The 16,639-nt window shown below is 70.1% G+C and carries 15 protein-coding genes; 8 read left to right on the forward strand and 7 right to left on the reverse strand.

What is annotated here, in order from left to right:
• Window positions 1-130 precede the first annotated feature (130 nt).
• The gene (locus M3677_RS15875) at window positions 131-1,180 is read right to left on the reverse strand and encodes a substrate-binding domain-containing protein (RefSeq protein ID WP_066655657.1); all 1,050 of its coding nucleotides are present in this window, start codon (window positions 1,178-1,180) and stop codon (window positions 131-133) included.
• A 181-nt stretch (window positions 1,181-1,361) separates the two neighbouring features.
• On the opposite strand from M3677_RS15875, the gene chvE reads away from it, so the two are divergent.
• The 3 genes from chvE (at window position 1,362) to mmsB (ending at window position 5,316) form a co-directional block, all read left to right on the forward strand.
• Window positions 1,362-2,495 carry a multiple monosaccharide ABC transporter substrate-binding protein gene (gene chvE, locus M3677_RS15880; protein ID WP_066655659.1) on the forward strand — a complete coding sequence of 378 codons (1,134 nt, stop codon included), beginning with the start codon at window positions 1,362-1,364 and terminating at the stop codon, window positions 2,493-2,495.
• Window positions 2,496-2,597: 102 nt separating this feature from the next.
• Window positions 2,598-4,148: a multiple monosaccharide ABC transporter ATP-binding protein gene (gene mmsA / locus M3677_RS15885; protein WP_066655660.1), complete on the forward strand. Its 1,551-nt coding sequence runs from the start codon at window positions 2,598-2,600 to the stop codon at window positions 4,146-4,148.
• A complete protein-coding gene (gene mmsB, locus M3677_RS15890; protein WP_066655663.1) occupies window positions 4,135-5,316 on the forward strand; it encodes a multiple monosaccharide ABC transporter permease in 1,182 nt (393 codons plus the stop codon). The genes mmsA and mmsB overlap by 14 nt, the downstream gene beginning before the upstream one ends.
• 91 nt (window positions 5,317-5,407) lie before the next feature.
• Here mmsB and M3677_RS15895 read toward each other — a convergent pair whose 3' ends face one another.
• Complete coding sequence (locus M3677_RS15895; RefSeq protein ID WP_251161040.1) at window positions 5,408-6,688, reverse strand: alpha-amylase family glycosyl hydrolase; 1,281 nt, start codon at window positions 6,686-6,688, stop codon at window positions 5,408-5,410.
• 124 nt (window positions 6,689-6,812) lie between these two features.
• Between M3677_RS15895 and M3677_RS15900 the strand changes: the two genes are divergently transcribed.
• The 3 genes from M3677_RS15900 (at window position 6,813) to M3677_RS15910 (ending at window position 8,648) form a co-directional block, all read left to right on the forward strand.
• On the forward strand, window positions 6,813-7,211 hold the full coding sequence (locus M3677_RS15900; protein ID WP_251161025.1) for a DUF3253 domain-containing protein: 399 nt from the start codon (window positions 6,813-6,815) through the stop codon (window positions 7,209-7,211).
• 35 nt (window positions 7,212-7,246) lie between these two features.
• Window positions 7,247-8,341, forward strand: a complete 1,095-nt coding sequence (locus M3677_RS15905; RefSeq protein ID WP_251161026.1) for an SDR family oxidoreductase — start codon at window positions 7,247-7,249, stop codon at window positions 8,339-8,341.
• Between the two features lie 130 nt (window positions 8,342-8,471).
• Window positions 8,472-8,648, forward strand: a complete 177-nt coding sequence (locus tag M3677_RS15910; RefSeq protein ID WP_126891475.1) for a CsbD family protein — start codon at window positions 8,472-8,474, stop codon at window positions 8,646-8,648.
• A 65-nt stretch (window positions 8,649-8,713) separates the two neighbouring features.
• Here M3677_RS15910 and M3677_RS15915 read toward each other — a convergent pair whose 3' ends face one another.
• A complete protein-coding gene (locus M3677_RS15915) occupies window positions 8,714-9,787 on the reverse strand; it encodes a spore photoproduct lyase family protein (RefSeq protein ID WP_251161027.1) in 1,074 nt (357 codons plus the stop codon).
• A 45-nt stretch (window positions 9,788-9,832) separates the two neighbouring features.
• Here M3677_RS15915 and M3677_RS15920 point away from each other — a divergent pair, with 45 nt between their 5' ends.
• Window positions 9,833-10,135 (forward strand): biopolymer transporter Tol, encoded by a 303-nt coding sequence (locus tag M3677_RS15920; RefSeq protein ID WP_251161028.1) that lies wholly within the window; start codon window positions 9,833-9,835, stop codon window positions 10,133-10,135.
• Between the two features lie 9 nt (window positions 10,136-10,144).
• Here M3677_RS15920 and M3677_RS15925 read toward each other — a convergent pair whose 3' ends face one another.
• The 4 genes from M3677_RS15925 to M3677_RS15940 form a co-directional block, all read right to left on the reverse strand.
• Complete coding sequence (locus M3677_RS15925) at window positions 10,145-11,971, reverse strand: beta-galactosidase family protein (protein WP_251161029.1); 1,827 nt, start codon at window positions 11,969-11,971, stop codon at window positions 10,145-10,147.
• Window positions 11,972-12,046: 75 nt separating this feature from the next.
• On the reverse strand, window positions 12,047-13,378 hold the full coding sequence (locus tag M3677_RS15930; RefSeq protein WP_251154530.1) for a sugar ABC transporter substrate-binding protein: 1,332 nt from the start codon (window positions 13,376-13,378) through the stop codon (window positions 12,047-12,049).
• A 102-nt stretch (window positions 13,379-13,480) separates the two neighbouring features.
• Window positions 13,481-14,464 (reverse strand): carbohydrate ABC transporter permease, encoded by a 984-nt coding sequence (locus M3677_RS15935; RefSeq protein WP_066655680.1) that lies wholly within the window; start codon window positions 14,462-14,464, stop codon window positions 13,481-13,483.
• Complete coding sequence (locus tag M3677_RS15940) at window positions 14,461-15,396, reverse strand: carbohydrate ABC transporter permease (protein WP_066655681.1); 936 nt, start codon at window positions 15,394-15,396, stop codon at window positions 14,461-14,463. The genes M3677_RS15935 and M3677_RS15940 overlap by 4 nt, the downstream gene beginning before the upstream one ends.
• Before the next feature lie 188 nt (window positions 15,397-15,584).
• Here M3677_RS15940 and M3677_RS15945 point away from each other — a divergent pair, with 188 nt between their 5' ends.
• A complete protein-coding gene (locus M3677_RS15945) occupies window positions 15,585-16,613 on the forward strand; it encodes a LacI family DNA-binding transcriptional regulator (protein ID WP_066655683.1) in 1,029 nt (342 codons plus the stop codon).
• The last annotated feature ends 26 nt before the right edge of the window (window positions 16,614-16,639 follow it).

The raw sequence follows: 16,639 nt of genomic DNA on the forward strand, positions 1-16,639 counted from the left end.
CCCCTGGCGCTCGGACTCCGCATCCCGGCGTGGTCGGACACCACCACCGTGACCACCCCCGACGGCACGTCGTGCGACCGGGACGACCGCTGGCGGCACGTCGTGCGACCGGGACGACCGGCGCCGCCGCTCAGGCGGAGCGCCGCACCACGAGCTCGGGCAGCAGCAGCGTCTCGTCGAGGGGCTCCCCCTCGACGACGGCCCGGACCGCCTCGAGCACCCGCTGCCCCATCGCCATGAAGTCCTGGCGCACGGTGGTGAGCGGCGGGGTGAAGTGCGCGGCCTCGGGGATGTCGTCGAACCCCACCACGGCGATGTCGTCCGGCACGCGGAGTCCCTCGTCGGCGAAGGCGTGCAGCACCCCGAGCGCCATCTGGTCGTTGCCGGCGAAGACCGCGTCGACCGCGTGCACGTCGATCGTCCGCGCCGCCGCGAAGCCGCTCGCCGGGGTCCAGTCGCCGTCGAGCACGACCGGTTCGAGTCCGGCGTCGCGCATGATCCGCCCGTAGGTCTCCCGGCGGACCTCGGACTCCTGGGACACCGCGGGTCCGGCGATGTGCACGACCCGGCGGTGCCCTCGGGCGAACAGGTGCTCCATCACGAGCGTGGTGCCCGCGGCCTGGTCGATCGCGACGGCGGCGACACTGCGTGCCGCCGGGGTCCGGACGGCGTCGCGCTGCACGGCGTTCGCGACGACGACCGGCACGGTCACCGGGATCGTCAGCGACGCGAGCGCGTCGAGCACGCGGTTGTCGGCAGCGACCAGCACGATCGCGGCGACGTCCTGCGCGAGCAGCGTGGTGAGCGCCCCGGACAGGTCCACGGGGCGCGGGTCGTCCGGCAGCGTCGAGAGCAGCACGTGGTACCCGGCCGAGCGCGCGGCCCGCTCGAAGCCCACCGCGGTGCTCGACGGTCCGTACAGCGCGTCGCCCGCGGTGATGATGCCGAGCGCGCGACTGCGTCCGCCGGCGAGGGCGCGGGCGGCGGCACGCGGACGGTAGCCGAGCTCGGCGACGGCGTCGGTGACCTGCGACCGGTAGGCGTCGCGGACGGTCGGATCGCCGTTGATCACGCGGGAGACGGTCTGGTGGGAGACCCCGGCGCGCTCGGCGACGTCGAAGATCGTCGGGGCCTTCCGGCGTCTGCCGCCGGGACCCCCGAGCGCGGTCGTTGTCGTCACGTGGCCGAGCGTAGCGTCCGGTCCGCTCGGCGCAACAACATCTCGGAACGGTCACGACGAGTTGACACCCCGGTACGGAACCCTCAGTATGTGAGCGCTCACACGAGCACATCCCACGGGGCACAGCAGCCCCAGCACCCGAGCGCGTCGAGGACGACGCGAGAGGAACAGAGGTACTTCGATGATGAAGCGCAGGATCATCGCGGGGGTCGCGGCCCTCGGCATCGCGTTCTCCCTGGCAGCATGCTCGGCCGGCGGCCGTGCGTCCACCGAGGGCGGCGGCGACACCGCCGACGGCAACAAGGGCGCCCTCGTCGGCGTCGCGATGCCGACCAAGGTCTCCGAGCGGTGGATCAAGGACGGCAACGCCGTCAAGAGCGACCTCGAGAAGGCCGGCTACAAGGTCGACCTCGAGTACGGCGACAACAAGGTCCAGCAGCAGGCCCAGCAGGTCAGCAACATGATCACCAAGGGCGCGAAGGTCCTGATCATCGCGTCGATCGACGGTGGTGCACTCTCCGACCAGCTCGACGCCGCCGCGAAGGCCGGCATCAAGGTCATCTCGTACGACCGCCTGCTCACCGGCAACAAGAACGTCGACTACTACGTGTCGTTCGACAACTACAAGGTCGGCGTCGACCAGGCCACCTCGCTCCTCACGGGGCTCGGCGTGCTGGACGACAAGGGCGAGAAGACCGGCAAGAAGGGCCCCTTCAACATCGAGGTCTTCGCCGGCTCGCTCGACGACAACAACGCCGGGTTCTTCTTCAACGGCGCGATGGACACCCTCAAGCCGTACCTCGAGGACGGCACGCTGAAGATCGGCTCCGGCCAGGACCAGCTCTCGCAGGCCGCCACGCAGCAGTGGGACCCGGCGACCGCCAAGGCCCGCATGCAGAACCTCGTCGCGTCGACGTACTCCGGCGGCACGAAGCTCGACGGCGTGCTCTCGCCCTACGACGGCATGTCGATCGGCATCATCTCGGCCCTCCAGGGCGCCGGCTACGGCTCGGGTGACCGTCCGCTGCCGATCGTGACCGGCCAGGACGCCGAGGCCGCCTCGGTCAAGTCGATCATCGCGGGCCAGCAGTACTCCACCATCTACAAGGACACCCGCAAGCTCGCGAAGCAGTCCGTGACGATGGCCGAGGACCTGCTCTCCGGCAAGACCCCCGAGGTCAACGACACCAAGAGCTACGACAACAAGGTCAAGGTCGTCCCGACCTACCTGTTCCAGCCCACGGTGGTGACGAAGGCCAACTACAAGGAGGTCCTCGTCGACAGCGGGTACTACACCGAAGCCGACCTCAAGTAGGACGCAACCATCCACAGGACTGGAGGCGCGGTGCACCCCCGCACCGCGCCTCCAGTCCGTCTCCACCCGCGCCCAGGCGCGGACGACGGAAAGGCGGTCCACATGGCGGACACCATCCTCGAGATGCGGGACATCACCAAGACCTTCCCCGGTGTGAAGGCGCTCCAGGGCGTCTCGATCGAGGTCGAGCGCGGTCAGGTCCACGCGATCTGCGGCGAGAACGGCGCCGGCAAGTCGACCCTGATGAAGGTGCTGTCGGGCGTCTACCCGCACGGCTCCTTCGACGGCGAGATCCTGCTCGACGGCAAGCCGGTGCAGTTCGGTGACATCAACGGCTCCGAGAAGGCGGGCGTGGTGATCATCCACCAGGAGCTCGCCCTCAGCCCGTTCCTGTCGATCGCCGAGAACATCTTCCTCGGCAACGAGCGCGTCAAGGGCGGGCTCATCGACTGGAACCAGACGAACCTCGAGGCGGCGGCGCTGCTCAAGCGCGTCGGACTCAGGGACAACCCGGTCACCAAGGTCACGGACATCGGTGTCGGCAAGCAGCAGCTCGTCGAGATCGCGAAGGCGCTCTCGAAGGAGGTCCGGCTCCTCATCCTCGACGAGCCGACCGCCGCGCTGAACGACGACGACTCGGAGCACCTGCTCGAGCTCATCCGCTCGCTGCAGGCCGAGGGCATGACGGCGATCATCATCAGCCACAAGCTCAACGAGATCAAGGCGATCGCGGACAAGGTCACGATCATCCGCGACGGCAAGACCATCGAGACGCTCGACATGCACGCCGACGACGTCTCCGAGGACCGGATCATCCGCGGCATGGTCGGTCGCGACCTGTCCAGCCGCTACCCGGAGCGCGAGCCGAAGATCGGCGAGGAGCTCCTGCGCATCGAGGACTGGACCGTCCACCACCCGCTCGACGGCTCCCGCGAGATCATCCACCAGGTGAACCTGAACGTCCGCGCGGGCGAGGTCGTCGGCATCGCCGGCCTCATGGGCGCCGGCCGCACCGAGCTCGCGATGAGCGTCTTCGGGCACTCGTACGGCACCGGCATCTCCGGCACCGTCTACAAGCGCGGGGTGCCGATCAAGACGAACACGGTGACCCGGGCGATCGACAACGGCATCGCCTACGCAACCGAGGACCGCAAGCGGTACGGCCTCAACCTCATCGACGACATCAAGCGGAACATCTCCGGCTCGGCGCTGGGCAAGCTCGCCGACTGGGGTTTCGTGAACGCCTCGAAGGAGACCACCGTCGCCGGCGGCTTCCTGAAGAGCATGAACATCAAGGCGCCGAACGTCGACGCCGTGACGGGCAAGCTCTCCGGCGGCAACCAGCAGAAGGTCGTCCTGTCGAAGTGGATGTACGCCGACCCGGACGTGCTCATCCTCGACGAACCGACCCGCGGCATCGACGTCGGCGCGAAGTACGAGATCTACACGCTCATCAACGACCTGGCCGACCAGGGCAAGGGCGTCATCGTGATCTCGTCCGAGCTGCCCGAGCTGCTCGGGATCTGCGACCGCATCTACACACTCTCCGAGGGCACGATCACCGCTGACGTGCCCCGCTCCGAGGCCACGCCAGAGGTCCTCATGCAGTACATGACCCAGGAACGGGAGACCCCAGTCAATGAACGCGCTTAAGTCCGCCGCCGGCTACCTCACCGGGCAGCTCCGACAGATCGGCCTGTTCATCGCGCTGATCGTCATCGTCATCTTCTTCCAGGTGGCGACGAACGGCATCACGCTGGCCCCGATCAACGTCTCGAACATCATCGTCCAGAACAGCTACATCCTGATCCTGGCGATCGGCATGGTGATGGTGATCATCGCCGGCCACATCGACCTGTCCGTCGGGTCGGTCGTCGCCTTCAGCGGTGCGATGGCGGGCGTCATGATCACCCAGTGGGGCCTCCCCTGGCCGGTCGCGGCGCTCCTCTGCCTGGTCGTCGGCGCCCTCGTCGGTGCCTGGCAGGGCTTCTGGATCGCGTACTTCGGCATCCCGGCGTTCATCGTGACGCTCGCCGGCATGCTCGCGTTCCGCGGCGCCACCCAGATCGTGCTGCAGAACCAGCAGATCTCGCCCTTCCCGGAGGGCTTCCGCTCGCTCGGCTCCGGCTTCCTGCCGTCGTTCGGCACCACGGGCTACGAGCCGCTCACGATGATCCTCGGCATCGCGGCCGCCGCCGTCATGGTGATCTCGGCCTTCCGGGGCCGCATCACGCGTCGCAAGTACCAGCTCGAGAGCGAGCCGTTCGCCTGGTTCATCGTGAAGACGGCCTTCGGCGCCGCGCTCGTGATCTACGTGGCGCTGCTCCTCGCCAGCTACAACGGCACCCCGATCGTGCTCGTCGTCCTCGGTCTGCTCGTGGTCGTCTACTCGGTCGTCATGCGCAGCTCGGTGTTCGGTCGCCACGTCTACGCGATCGGCGGCAACGCCCTCGCCGCGCAGCTGTCCGGCGTCAAGACGAAGCGCGTCACGTTCCTGCTCTTCGTGAACATGGGCGTCATCGCGGCCCTGGCGGGCGTGGTCTTCACGGGCCAGCTCAACCTGGCCGCCCCGGGTGCCGGCAACGGCTTCGAGCTCGACGCCATCGCGGCCGTGTTCATCGGTGGCGCCGCCGTCACCGGCGGCATCGGCACGGTGCCGGGTGCGATCGTCGGTGGTCTCATCATCGGCATCCTGAACAACGGCATGTCGATCCTCGGTGTCGGCACCGAGTTCCAGTCGCTCATCAAGGGCCTGGTGCTGCTCGCCGCCGTCGCGTTCGACGTGTTCAACAAGCGCCGGGCGGCGTCCGCGCGCAAGTAGCGGTCGATCCCCCTTCGCCGAGGCTCGGGTCGGCGGACAGTTCCGTGGTCGTGGGACCGCGGAACCGTCCGCCGGCCCGAGCTTCGTCGTGTCAGGCGGTCAGGACGGCCCAGGCGGCGGCCGGGAGGCGCAGGGTGCCGTCCCGCAGGTCGCCCCCGCCCGCCTCGATCCGTGTCGCGTCGGCCGCGGGCACCTCCACCGGGTCGTCGGCCAGGTTCAGGGCGGTCACCACCGCGGCGTCGGCCGTCGCGGTGCGCAGGACCACGGCCGTGTTGGTCAGGTGGACGACGTCGGTGTGCGCCCGGTGCAGCCAGGGGTTCCGCCGACGCAGGGCGACGAGGGCCTCGTGCGCGTGGGTCAGGTCGTCCGGCTCGGGCGGCGTCGCGGGCAGCTCCGGACGGACGGCGTCGTCGCCACCCTCGCGTTCCTCCTTGACCCCGGTCCAGCCGTACTCGTCCCCCGCGTAGACCACGGGGGTGCCGGCCACGGTGAACAGCACCGCGGCGGCGTGCCCGGCGAACCGCTCCCCCACCGCGCTCGCGATCCGCGTCACGTCGTGGTTGCCGACGAACGTGGTGGGGACGAACGTCGCGAGCAGGGCATCGTGCCGCTCCACGGCGTGTGCCAGCTCGAAGCAGTTCCGGTCGGCGATCCCGTGCCAGACCGCCTGCCACAGCTCGTACTGCGTGGTGGAGTCCATCGTCGACGCCGCGACGATCGCAGCTGCGTCACCGTGGATGACCTCGCCGCTGAACCAGGCGGCGGGGTACTGCTCGCGCACCCGCGGCAGCACCCGTGCCCAGAACGACGGCGGCACGGCGTACGCGGCGTCGAGCCGCCAACCGTCGACCCCGCGGGCGAGCCAGTAGGTCATCACCTCGACCACCAGGTCCTCGGCGGCGCGGCCCTCGTGGTCGAGCGCGACGAGGATGTCGTGCCCCTCGAAGTCGCGGACCGGCACGGGGTCCCCTGCCTGCCAACCGGACCGTTCGACCGCGAAGAGCTCCGCGGTCGGGGCGTCCGGGCCCTGTTCCTCGAGCGCACGGAAGGCGGGGTGCTCGCGCCCGACGTGGTTGAACACGCCGTCGAGCACGACCCGGACACCGCGCTCGTGGGCGGCCCCGACCAGCGCGACGAGGTCGGCCTCGTCGCCGAGTCGGGGGTCGACCCGGAAGTGGTCGACGGTGTCGTACCCGTGCGTCGAGCTCGCGAAGACCGGCCCGAGCAGCAGGCCGTTCAGCCCGAGGGCGACGACGTGGTCGAGCCAGGGCACGAGCCGCTGGAGCCGGTGCTCGACCGGTCGGTCGTCGACGGGTGTCGTCGGACGGACCTCGGCGCCGACCGCGCCGAGCGGGTAGACGTGCCACCACATCGCGTGCTCGACCCAGGCGGATCCGTGCGGGCGGGGGACGTTCGGTTCGGGCTCCACCGGTCCGATCGTGCCAGCCGAGCCTGTGCTGTGGGTCGTGTCGGACCGCAGGACCAGGATGGTGCGCATGGGACGAGCGATCAGGACCGCTGCGGACGCCTCGGCATCGCAGGAGGCGCACGCGGAACGGACCTGCGCGTCGTGCGGTCGGCGGATGCCGTCGTCCGCCTCCCCCGACGCGAAGTGGTGCTCGGCTGCGTGCCGGAAGCACGGCGTCGACGCCACCGACCGTACCCTGGAGCAGCGGATCGACGAACTGCTCGCCGCCCGTGCACGGACGTCGAGCATCTGCCCGTCCGAGGTCGCGCGGTCCCTCGAGCCCGACGACTGGCGACCCCTGATGGAGCCCGCCCGGCGGGCAGCACGCCGCATGGTCGCGCGGGGTGAGGTCGAGATCACCCAGCACGGCAGCGTGGTCGACCCGTCCACGGCGAAGGGTCCGATCCGGATCCGACGCCCCCGGTAGGGAACACCTGTCGTCGGCGCGCGTTGCACCCGACGATGACGACCACCACAGAACCGACCCCCGCCCGCCCCGAAGCCCTCGTCGTGGGTGCCAGCGGCATCACCGGCTCCGCCCTCGTCGACCACCTGCTCGGTCTCGGGTGGGACGTGACCGCACTCTCCCGCCGCCCGCTCGCGCGCGACGGTGTCCGGACCGTCGCCGCCGACCTCCGCGACCCGGACTCGCTGACGGCGGCCCTCGCCGACGAGCGGCCCACGCACGTGTTCTTCACCGCGTGGCAGCGCCAGGAGACCGAGGCCGAGAACATCCGCGTGAACGGCGGCATGGTCCGCGACCTGCTCGCCGCGCTGTCCCACGCGCCGCTCGCCCACGTCGCCCTGGTGACCGGGCTGAAGCACTACCTCGGCCCCTTCGAGGCGTACGCGGCGGGCGAGATGCCGGACACGCCCTTCCACGAGGAGGAGCCGCGGCTCGACACCCCGAACTTCTACTACGCGCAGGAGGACGAGCTCTTCGCCGCAGCCGAGCGCCAGGGGTTCACGTGGTCGGTGCACCGCTCGCACACCGTCATCGGGTACGCCGTCGGCAACGCCATGAACATGGGCCTGACCATCGCCGTGCAGGCCACCCTCGCGAAGGAGCTCGGCCTGGACTTCGTGTTCCCGGGCAGCGAGGCGCAGTGGAACGGGCTGACCGACATGACCGACGCCGGCATCCTCGCCGAGCACATGGTCTGGGCAGCCACCAGCCCCGAGGGTGCGGACGAGCCGTTCAACGTCGTGAACGGTGACGTGTTCCGGTGGCGGTGGATGTGGCCGCGTCTCGCCGCACACCTCGGCGTCGACCCGGATCGGGTCGTCGGCTACCAGGACCGTCCTCGACCGCTCGAGGAACAGATGGCTCCGCACGAGGGCGCGTGGGCCGGCATCGCCGAGCGGTACGGACTGGTCGAGTCGGACATCACCCGGCTGGCCTCGTGGTGGCACACCGACGCCGACCTCGGCCGGGCGATGGAGGTCGTGACCGACATGGGCAAGAGCCGCGAGGCGGGCTTCACCGCCTTCCGCCGGACCGAGCGGGCCTTCACCGACCTGTTCGACCGCTACCGCGCCGAGCGGCTCGTCCCGTAGGCGTACCCCGGCCGACCCGGTCGGGGTACACGAACCTCCGACCGGGCCGCGAGTCGGCGCCGACGCCCTGGTTGTCTCGGTTCCACAGACGCCGGGAGCCCTCGGCGGTTCCCGGAGGAAGGAAGACACCATGTCGCTCGGAGACAAGGCCAAGGACGTCACCCAGAAGGTCGCCGGCAAGGTCGAGGAGGCCGTCGGCAAGAAGACCGACGACGCCGAGCTCACGCACCAGGGCCAGAAGGACCAGGTCATGGGCGAGGGTCGCCTCGACAAGGAGAAGGCCAAGGACGCGTTCGACGGCAAGTGAGCCTCGCGCTCTGACGCCCGTACCGCTCGAGCGGTGCGGGCGTTCGTCGTTCCGGGGCGAGGTGCCTAGAAGGCGTACCGGATGCGGCAGGACGGCAGGTGTTCCGCCACCAGCTCACGGAACCGCTCGACGAGCTGCCCCTTCATGCCCGACCGGTAGCGCACGTTGACCGCACCGTTCTGCGACACCTTCTGCTCCTGCAGGTCGGGACGCCAGAGCAGGTCCTCGGCCTTCGGGTGCCACCCGAGGTTGACCTCGTGCAGGGGCTGGTTGTGCGTCAGGAAGATCACCTCGGCCGCGAGCTGCGCCTTGGCCGCGGGAGACAGCACGTCGTCGACCTGGCGCAGCAGCTCGGCCCAGTCCGACTCCCACGTCGGCGTCAGGATCACGGGCGAGAAGTTGAGGTGCACCTCGTACCCGGCGTCCACGAAGTCGTTCACCGCGGCGATCCGCTCGGCGATCGGGCTCGTGCGGATGTCGGTGACCTTCGCGGTCTCGTGCGGCATGAGCGAGAACCGGATGCGCGTGCGGCCCATCGGGTCCCAGTCGAGCAGCTCGCGGTTGACGTACTTCGTCGCGAAGGACGCCTTCGCGGTGGGCGTCATCCGGAAGAGGTCGCAGAGGTCGCGCACGTTGTCGCTGATCAGCGCGTCGACCGAGCAGTCGCTGTTCTCGCCGATGTCGTAGACCCAGGCGTAAGGGTCGCACTGGTTCGGCTCGGTCTTCGGCCCCTGCTTCGCGATGTTGCGCGCCACGTGCTTCGTGATCTGCTCGATGTTCGCGAACACCGTCACCGGGTTCGAGTACCCCTTGCGCCGCGGCACGTAGCAGTAGGCGCACGCCATCGCGCACCCGTTCGCCGTCGACGGGGCGATGAAGTCGGCGGAGCGCCCGTTCGGCCGGGTGACGAGCGACTTCTTCACGCCGAGCACGAGCGCCTCGGTCTTGATCCGCACCCAGCGCTGCACGTTGCGCTCGTCGCCGTGGACCTCGGGGATGTTCCAGTGCGAGGCGACCGGCACGATCTCGGCGTCCGGCCAGCGCCCGAGGACCTCCTGCCCGCGCGGGAGCTCGAGGGCGGCGTCCTCGGCGTAGATCCGCTTGACGTCGAGCATGGGTCGCACGCGTGGTTCCGTCATCGGCACCTGTCTACCGCCGACCACCGACGGTGCAGACTCGGGAGCATGACCGCCGAGCCCGACGACCACTTCTTCGTCGTCGACGGCCGCCGGTGGCGTCGCACCGACCCCGCGTTGCCCGAGGAGGTCGCCGCGGCACTCCGCTCGCACCTCGGCCGCGGGCGCAACGCCGTGCGGCAGGCGAAGCGCGCCGGCGACGAGGACGCCCTCGCCGCCGCCCGGCACCGGAACGGCCTGGCGAAGCACGGGCTCGGCGAGCGCGGCCCCGAGTGGTGGACGCGACCCGAAGCCGACCGGATCGCCGACGCCGAGCGCGCCCTGGCCGACCTCGAGGCCCTCGACGCCTGACCCTGCCCGCTACGCCTCGGTGTGTCCCAGGTCGGGCTCGAGCAGCATGCAGACCGTGCGGGACGCCGAGGCGTGCAGCTCGAACACGACGACCTCGTTCCGACCGGCACGGAGCACCGGCCCCGGCACGGCCAGCGTCTGCTGCGGCCCGCGCGACCAGTACCGCCCGAGGCAGAACCCGTTCACCCAGGCGACACCCTTGCGGAAGCCGTCGAGCGACAGGTAGCGGTCCTCGGTGGACGTCAGGTCGAACGACCCGGCGGCGAGCACGGGCCCGGCCAGCACGTCGCCGTCGGTGGGTACCAGCGCCGCGAGCTGGTCGACGGCCGCCGGTGCGATCGGGTCGAGCGCGAGCGGCGACGCCGACCACCGGGCGAGCGGCACACCGTCGACGGCCACGCCGCCGATCAGGCCCTTCGGCTCGCCGATGCGGGGGCCGTAGTCGACGCGCCCCTGGTCCTCGACGAGGAGCTCGAGCGTGCCGGTGACCGGCGGGAGCGCGATCGCCCGGTCGTGGTGCTCGCGCTCGAGGACGCCGACGACGACCCCGTCCACCGAGACGACCGCACGGTCGCGGACCTCGGTGCCGACGGTCAGGACGCCGCCGTCGGGCAGGTCGACCTCGGTGCGGTACAGCACGAAGCCGCTCGCGGCGCCGAGGGCGTCGAAGGTCGGCGGCTCGTCGTGCGTCGACCAGTCGGCGAGCGTGGGCAGCAGGGAGCGGAGCGACGCGACGCGGTCCAGGCGGACCGCGAGGTCCGTGGCGGGGGTGACCCGCGCCTCCCGGCCGCTCGAACGATCATACGATTCAAGGCGGCCCGACCCACCCTCCCGCATCGACTCGGGCAGCGGCGGGACGGGTGCGTAGCGCTCGATGACCGCGCGGAACGCGTGGAACTTCGCCGTCGGACGACCGGCCTCGTCGAGCGGGGCGTCGTAGTCGTACGACGTCGCGATCGGCCGGTACACGCCCTTGTCGTTCGCGCCGTTGGTGAAGCCGAAGTTCGAGCCGCCGTGGAACATGTAGATGTTGACGGAGCCGCCGGCGGCGAGCAGGTCGTCGAGGTCCGACGCCGACGCGGACGCCGGGGTGGTGTGGTGGTGCTCGCCCCAGCTGTCGAACCAGCCGTCCCAGAACTCCGAGCACATGAGCGGGCCGGTCGGCTGCGCCTGGCGGAGGCGCGCGAGACGCTCCGTGGAGCGGGACCCGAAGGAGCCGGTCTTGTGCAGCGAGGGCAGCGAGCCGTCCTCGAGCATCGAGTCCATCGGCTGGTCGACGCTCGTGAACGGGACGGTCAGACCGATGGCCCGGTGCATCTCCTCGAGCGCCCGCAGGTAGGACGCGTCCGAGCCGTAGGCGCCGTACTCGTTCTCGACCTGCACGAGCACGATCGGGCCGCCCTGGTCGATCTGGCGCGGAACGAGCACCGGCGCGAGGTGCTCGAGGTACTCCCGCACGGCGGCGAGGAAGCCCGGCTCGTTCCGGCGGACGCCGACGGTGCCGTCGGCGAAGAGCCAGTAGGGCAGGCCGCCGTTCGACCACTCGGCGCAGATGTAGGGCCCGGGGCGGACGATGGCGTGCATGCCCTCGGCGGCGACGAGGTCGAGGAACCGGCCCAGGTCGAGGCCGCCGGTCAGGTCGAACACACCGGGACGCGGCGCGTGGGCGTTCCAGGCGACGTAGGTCTCGATGGTGTTGAGGCCCATCAGCTTCGCCTTGCGGATCCGGTCCTGCCAGAGGTCCGGGTGCACGCGGAAGTAGTGGATCGCGCCGGACAGGACCCGGTGCGGCTCGCCGTCGAGCAGGAAGTCGGAGTCGCCGATGGCGAAGCGCATGGTGTGTCTCTCTCGTACGACGGGGCCGTGCGGACGTGGTGTCCGCACGGCCCCGGGGTGTGGGGAACGCGGGTGTTACTTGCTCTCGACCGTGAAGCCCTGGTCCTTGCCGTACTTCACGAGCGCCTTCTGCCAGGCCTCCAGACCGCCCTCGAGCGAGGTGCCGTTCTGGTAGGACTGCCCGACGGTGTCGGCGTAGACGCTGTTCGCGTAGACCTGGTACGGCAGGTAGGTGAAGTCGTTCGCCGAGGACTTCGAGGCGTCGACGAGGACCTTGTTGATCTCCTGGCCACCGAAGTACTCCGGCTTCTCGTCCAGGAACGAGCTCGAGTTCAGGTCAGCGGTCGTCGACGGGAAGCCGCCGGACTGCATGAAGACCTTCGTGGACTCCTCCGACGAGTTCAGCCACTTCAGGAAGCCGGCGGCGAGGGCCGGGTTCTTCGACTGCTTCATGACGACCTGCGAGCTGCCGCCGTTGCTGGCGGTCTGGGCCTGGCCGCCGTCGTAGGTCGGCATCGGGGCGACGCGCCAGTCACCCTTCGCGTCCGGCACGCTGGCCATCAGGTTGCCGGGCATCCAGGCGCCGGTCACCATCGTGGCGATCTGGCCGTTGCCGAGCTGCTTGTACCAGTCGTCGGTCCAGCCGGTGGTCTTCGACAGCAGGCCCTGCTCGACGAGCTGGTCCCAGGTCTTCGCCCACTTCTGCGTGCCGGCGTCGTGCAGGTCGATGGTGATCTTGTCGCCGTCGGTCGTGAACGGGGTGCCACCGGCCTGGGCGATCATGCTCGTGGTGAAGCCGGCGTCGCCGGAGTCCGCCGCGATGTACTTCGACGAGTCCGCCTCGTGCAGCTTCTTGCCCGCGGCGATGTACTCGTCCCACGTCTTCGGCACCTCGATGCCGTACTCGTCGAAGACCTTCTTGTTGTAGAACAGCGCCATGGGGCCGGAGTCCTGGGGCAGGCCGTAGACCTTGCCGTCCATGGCGACGTTGCTCCAGGTGCCCTTCGAGAACTTGCTCTCGAGGTCGCCGAAGCCGTACGACGACAGGTCGACGAGCGAGTCGGACAGGGCGAACTGCGGCAGCGCGTAGTACTCGACCTGCGCGACGTCGGGAGCACCCGAGCCGGCCTTGATCGTGTTCTGCAGCTTCGTGTACTGGTCGGCACCGGTGCCGGCGTTGACCAGCTTGACCTTGACCTTCGGGTACTGCTTCTCGAACGCGGCGACCTGGTCCTTGGCCGAGGGGGTCCAGGACCAGTAGGTCAGCGTGCCGCCGTCCTTGAGGGCCTTGTCGATGTCGTCCGCCGAGCCGCCGGCGGAGCTGCCGGAGGCGCAGGCGGTCATCGCGATGGCGGCGGTGACGCCGATGGCGAGGGCGCTGAGCCCGCGCCGGAGACGCTTGTTCATGGGTTGCCTTCCACTTCTTCGTGATCTGGGGCTGGGGTGGTGCTGCTGTGTCCCGGTCGGGAGGCGCGTGGCGGGCTGCCGGCGCGCCTCCCGTCCGGAGGGTCAGGCCTTGACGGAACCGGCCGCGAGGCCGGACTGCCAGAAGCGCTGGAGGAAGAGGAACGCGACCACGATCGGGATGATCGTGAGGAGCGATCCGGTGACGACGAGGTTGTAGATCGGCTGCGCGCCGGAGCCGGTGGCCTGGGCGTTCCACTGGTTGAGGCCGACCGTGAGCGGGTACCACTTCGGGTCGCTCAGCATGATGAGCGGCAGGAAGTAGTTGTTCCAGGTGGCGACGACCGCGAAGAGCAGGACGGTGACGACACCGGGCGTGAGGAGCTTCAGCGCGATGGTGAAGAAGATCCGGAACTCGCCGGCGCCGTCCATGCGGGCGGCCTCGATGAGCTCGGTCGGGATCGCGTCGATCGCGTAGGTCCAGATGAGGTACATGCCGAACGGGCTGATGAGCGACGGCAGGATGATCGCCCAGGGGGTGTTCGTCAGGCCGAACTGCGAGAAGAGCAGGAAGGTCGGGACGGCGAGGGCGGTGCCCGGGACGGCGATCGCCCCGAGGACGACGGCGAAGACCGCGCGACGGCCGGGGAACTGGAACTTCGCCATGCCGTAGCCGGCGACCGTGGCGAGCAGGGTCGCGCCACCGGCACCGACGACCACGTACAGCAGCGTGTTGCCGAGCCACTGCAGGAAGATGCCGTCGTTGTAGGTCAGGGTGTCGACGATGTTCTGCCAGAGGTTGAAGTCGCCGCCGAACCACAGGCCGAACGTCGACAGCAGGGACGCCTGGGTCTTGGTGCTGTTCACCAGCAGGTAGAACAGCGGTGCGAACGAGTAGACGACGAAGACGACCATCACGGCGGTCAGGAGACCGGAGCGCTTCACCTTGCGTCCGTCGACCGGCTTGCCGGCGCGGCGCGACCGGGAGGCGCGGGTCGCCCGGTCCCCCGGGTCGCGCTGGGTGGTGGTCGCCTCGGTGACCGTGGCCGGGCTGGTCGCGCCGGCGGCGGGCTGCTGCAGGGTGCTCATCGGTTCTCCTGGCGGGTTCCGCGGACCTGGACGACGTAGGCGATCACGGCGGTGATGACACCCATGACGATGGCGACGGTGGCGGAGTAGTTGAACTGCTGGCCGCTGAAGGACAGCGAGTAGGCGTACATGTTCGGGGTGAAGGCGCTGCCGATGACGTTCGGCGCGAGCGTCTTCAGCAGGTTCGGCTCGTTGAAGAGCTGGAAGCTGCCGATGATCGAGAAGATCGTCGCGATGACCATCGGGCCGCGCAGGGCGGGCAGCTTGATCGAGAAGACGGTGCGCAGCGGGCCGGCGCCGTCGAGCTCGGCAGCCTCGTAGAGCTCACCGGGCACGACGCGCAGGGCGGCGTAGAAGATCAGCATGTTGTAGCCGAGGAACTCCCACGTGACCACGTTGCCGATCGACGTGAGGACCCAGGTCGGGCTGAACGGCTGGAGCAGGTCGATGCCGAGCGCGCTGTTCGCGGCGCCCGTGAGGCCGAACTGGTTGCCGTAGATGAAGCCCCAGATGAGGGCGGCGACCACGCCGGGCACGGCGTACGGCAGGAACACGGCGATGCGGAAGAACCCGGTGCCCCAGAGCCGTGCGCTGTCGAGCGCGAGGGCCGCCACGAGCGCGAGGCCGAGCATGATCGGGACCTGCACGACCAGGAAGAGTGCCACGCGACCGAGGCCCTCCCAGAACTGGGCGTCCTGGAACAGCTGCACGTAGTTGGCGAACCACACGAACTGGTTGCCGCCGATGAGCTGGTCGCGGAACAGGCTGAGCCAGAGCGCGTAGCCGATCGGCACGATGAGCATCGCCACGAGGACGACGACGAAGGGGCCGACGAACAGCCAGCCGGTGTACCGCCCCCGGACCTTCGGGCGGCGAGCGGTCGGCCGCGCCGGCGGTGCCGCCTCGGCCGGGCGCGCTGCGAGCGTGCTCATGTGACTCCCTTGTCTGCTGCGTTCGGGTTCCGGACCGGGCACCTGACGGCGCCCACGGGCCGTGCCCTGCCTGCGCTGGCACGGATCCGGAGGACGTCGATGTTGACGTCAACATCGAACGACGTCACCGTAGCATGGCAACGTCAACATGCACTAGCGTTCGGGGAAGTCGAACGGAGGGAACAGCGTTGTCGACCGATCTGACCGCACCGCGCCGTGCGCCGTCGCTGGCCGCCGTGGCCGACGCCGCCGGCGTCTCGATGCAGACCGTGTCGCGCGTCGCCCGTGGCTTCGACAACGTCAGCCCGGACACCCGGGACCGGGTCCAGCGCGCCATGGACGACCTCGGCTACCGACCGAACCGTGCGGCGCGTGCGCTGCGGTCCGGGCGATTCCGGACCATCGGCGTGATCATGTTCACGCTCGCGTCGTTCGGCAACATGCGCACGCTCGAGGCCATCTCGGCCGCTGCGGCCGCCGCGGACTTCACCATCACCCTGCTGCCCATGGCGTCGCGCACCGGCGAGGGCGTCCGCACCGCGCTCTCCCGGCTGCACGAGCAGGCGGTCGACGGCGTCGTGATCGTCATCGAGTCGCACATCATCGACACCGCCGAGGTCGTGCTGCCGAGCGGTGTCCCGCTCGTGGTCGTCGACTCCGCGGGCACGACCGACCGGCCCTCCATCGACATCGACCAGGCCGAGGGCGCACGGCTCGCCACGCAGCACCTGCTCGACCTCGGGCACGAGACCGTCTGGCACGTCGCCGGACCCACCGCCTCGTACTCCGCGGAACGCCGCCTCGTCGCGTGGCGCGAGACGCTCGAGCACGCGGGCCGCAGGGTCCCCCGGGTCCTCCCCGCAGGGTGGTCGACGGCCGACGGGCACCGCGCCGGGCAGGAGATCGCGGCGCGGCCCGAGATCACCGCCGTCTTCGCGGTGAACGACCAGACCGCGCTCGGGGTCCTCCGGGCGGCGCACGAGGCCGGTCGGTCGGTGCCGGAGAGCCTCAGCGTGGTCGGCTTCGACGACTTCCCCGAGTCGGAGTCGTTCTGGCCGCCGTTGACCACCGTCCACCAGTCCTTCGACGAGGTCGGGCGGCGGGCGGTCGCGACGCTGCTGGCGCAGATCGAGGGCACCCCCGTCCGCACGTCGACCGACCTCGTGCCGGTGCGCCTGGTCGAACGAGCGAGCACGGCACCGCCGCCGCGGGCCTAGGCGCCCGCGTCGGGTCAGGCGCTCGC

It is taken from the genome of Curtobacterium sp. P97 (assembly GCF_023712445.1).
GTDB lineage: Bacteria > Actinomycetota > Actinomycetes > Actinomycetales > Microbacteriaceae > Curtobacterium.

What these genes read in the sequence shown, in the direction of transcription:
- chvE (WP_066655659.1), top strand. Translation starts at nt 1,362, where the DNA reads ATGATGAAGCGCAGGATCATCGCGGGGGTCGCGGCCCTCGGCATCGCG.
- mmsA (WP_066655660.1), top strand. Translation starts at nt 2,598, where the DNA reads ATGGCGGACACCATCCTCGAGATGCGGGACATCACCAAGACCTTCCCC.
- mmsB (WP_066655663.1), top strand. Translation starts at nt 4,135, where the DNA reads ATGAACGCGCTTAAGTCCGCCGCCGGCTACCTCACCGGGCAGCTCCGA.
- M3677_RS15895 (WP_251161040.1), bottom strand. Translation starts at nt 6,688, where the DNA reads ATGTGGTGGCACGTCTACCCGCTCGGCGCGGTCGGCGCCGAGGTCCGT.
- M3677_RS15900 (WP_251161025.1), top strand. Translation starts at nt 6,813, where the DNA reads ATGGGACGAGCGATCAGGACCGCTGCGGACGCCTCGGCATCGCAGGAG.
- M3677_RS15905 (WP_251161026.1), top strand. Translation starts at nt 7,247, where the DNA reads ATGACGACCACCACAGAACCGACCCCCGCCCGCCCCGAAGCCCTCGTC.
- M3677_RS15910 (WP_126891475.1), top strand. Translation starts at nt 8,472, where the DNA reads ATGTCGCTCGGAGACAAGGCCAAGGACGTCACCCAGAAGGTCGCCGGC.
- M3677_RS15915 (WP_251161027.1), bottom strand. Translation starts at nt 9,787, where the DNA reads ATGACGGAACCACGCGTGCGACCCATGCTCGACGTCAAGCGGATCTAC.
- M3677_RS15920 (WP_251161028.1), top strand. Translation starts at nt 9,833, where the DNA reads ATGACCGCCGAGCCCGACGACCACTTCTTCGTCGTCGACGGCCGCCGG.
- M3677_RS15925 (WP_251161029.1), bottom strand. Translation starts at nt 11,971, where the DNA reads ATGCGCTTCGCCATCGGCGACTCCGACTTCCTGCTCGACGGCGAGCCG.
- M3677_RS15930 (WP_251154530.1), bottom strand. Translation starts at nt 13,378, where the DNA reads ATGAACAAGCGTCTCCGGCGCGGGCTCAGCGCCCTCGCCATCGGCGTC.
- M3677_RS15935 (WP_066655680.1), bottom strand. Translation starts at nt 14,464, where the DNA reads ATGAGCACCCTGCAGCAGCCCGCCGCCGGCGCGACCAGCCCGGCCACG.
- M3677_RS15940 (WP_066655681.1), bottom strand. Translation starts at nt 15,396, where the DNA reads ATGAGCACGCTCGCAGCGCGCCCGGCCGAGGCGGCACCGCCGGCGCGG.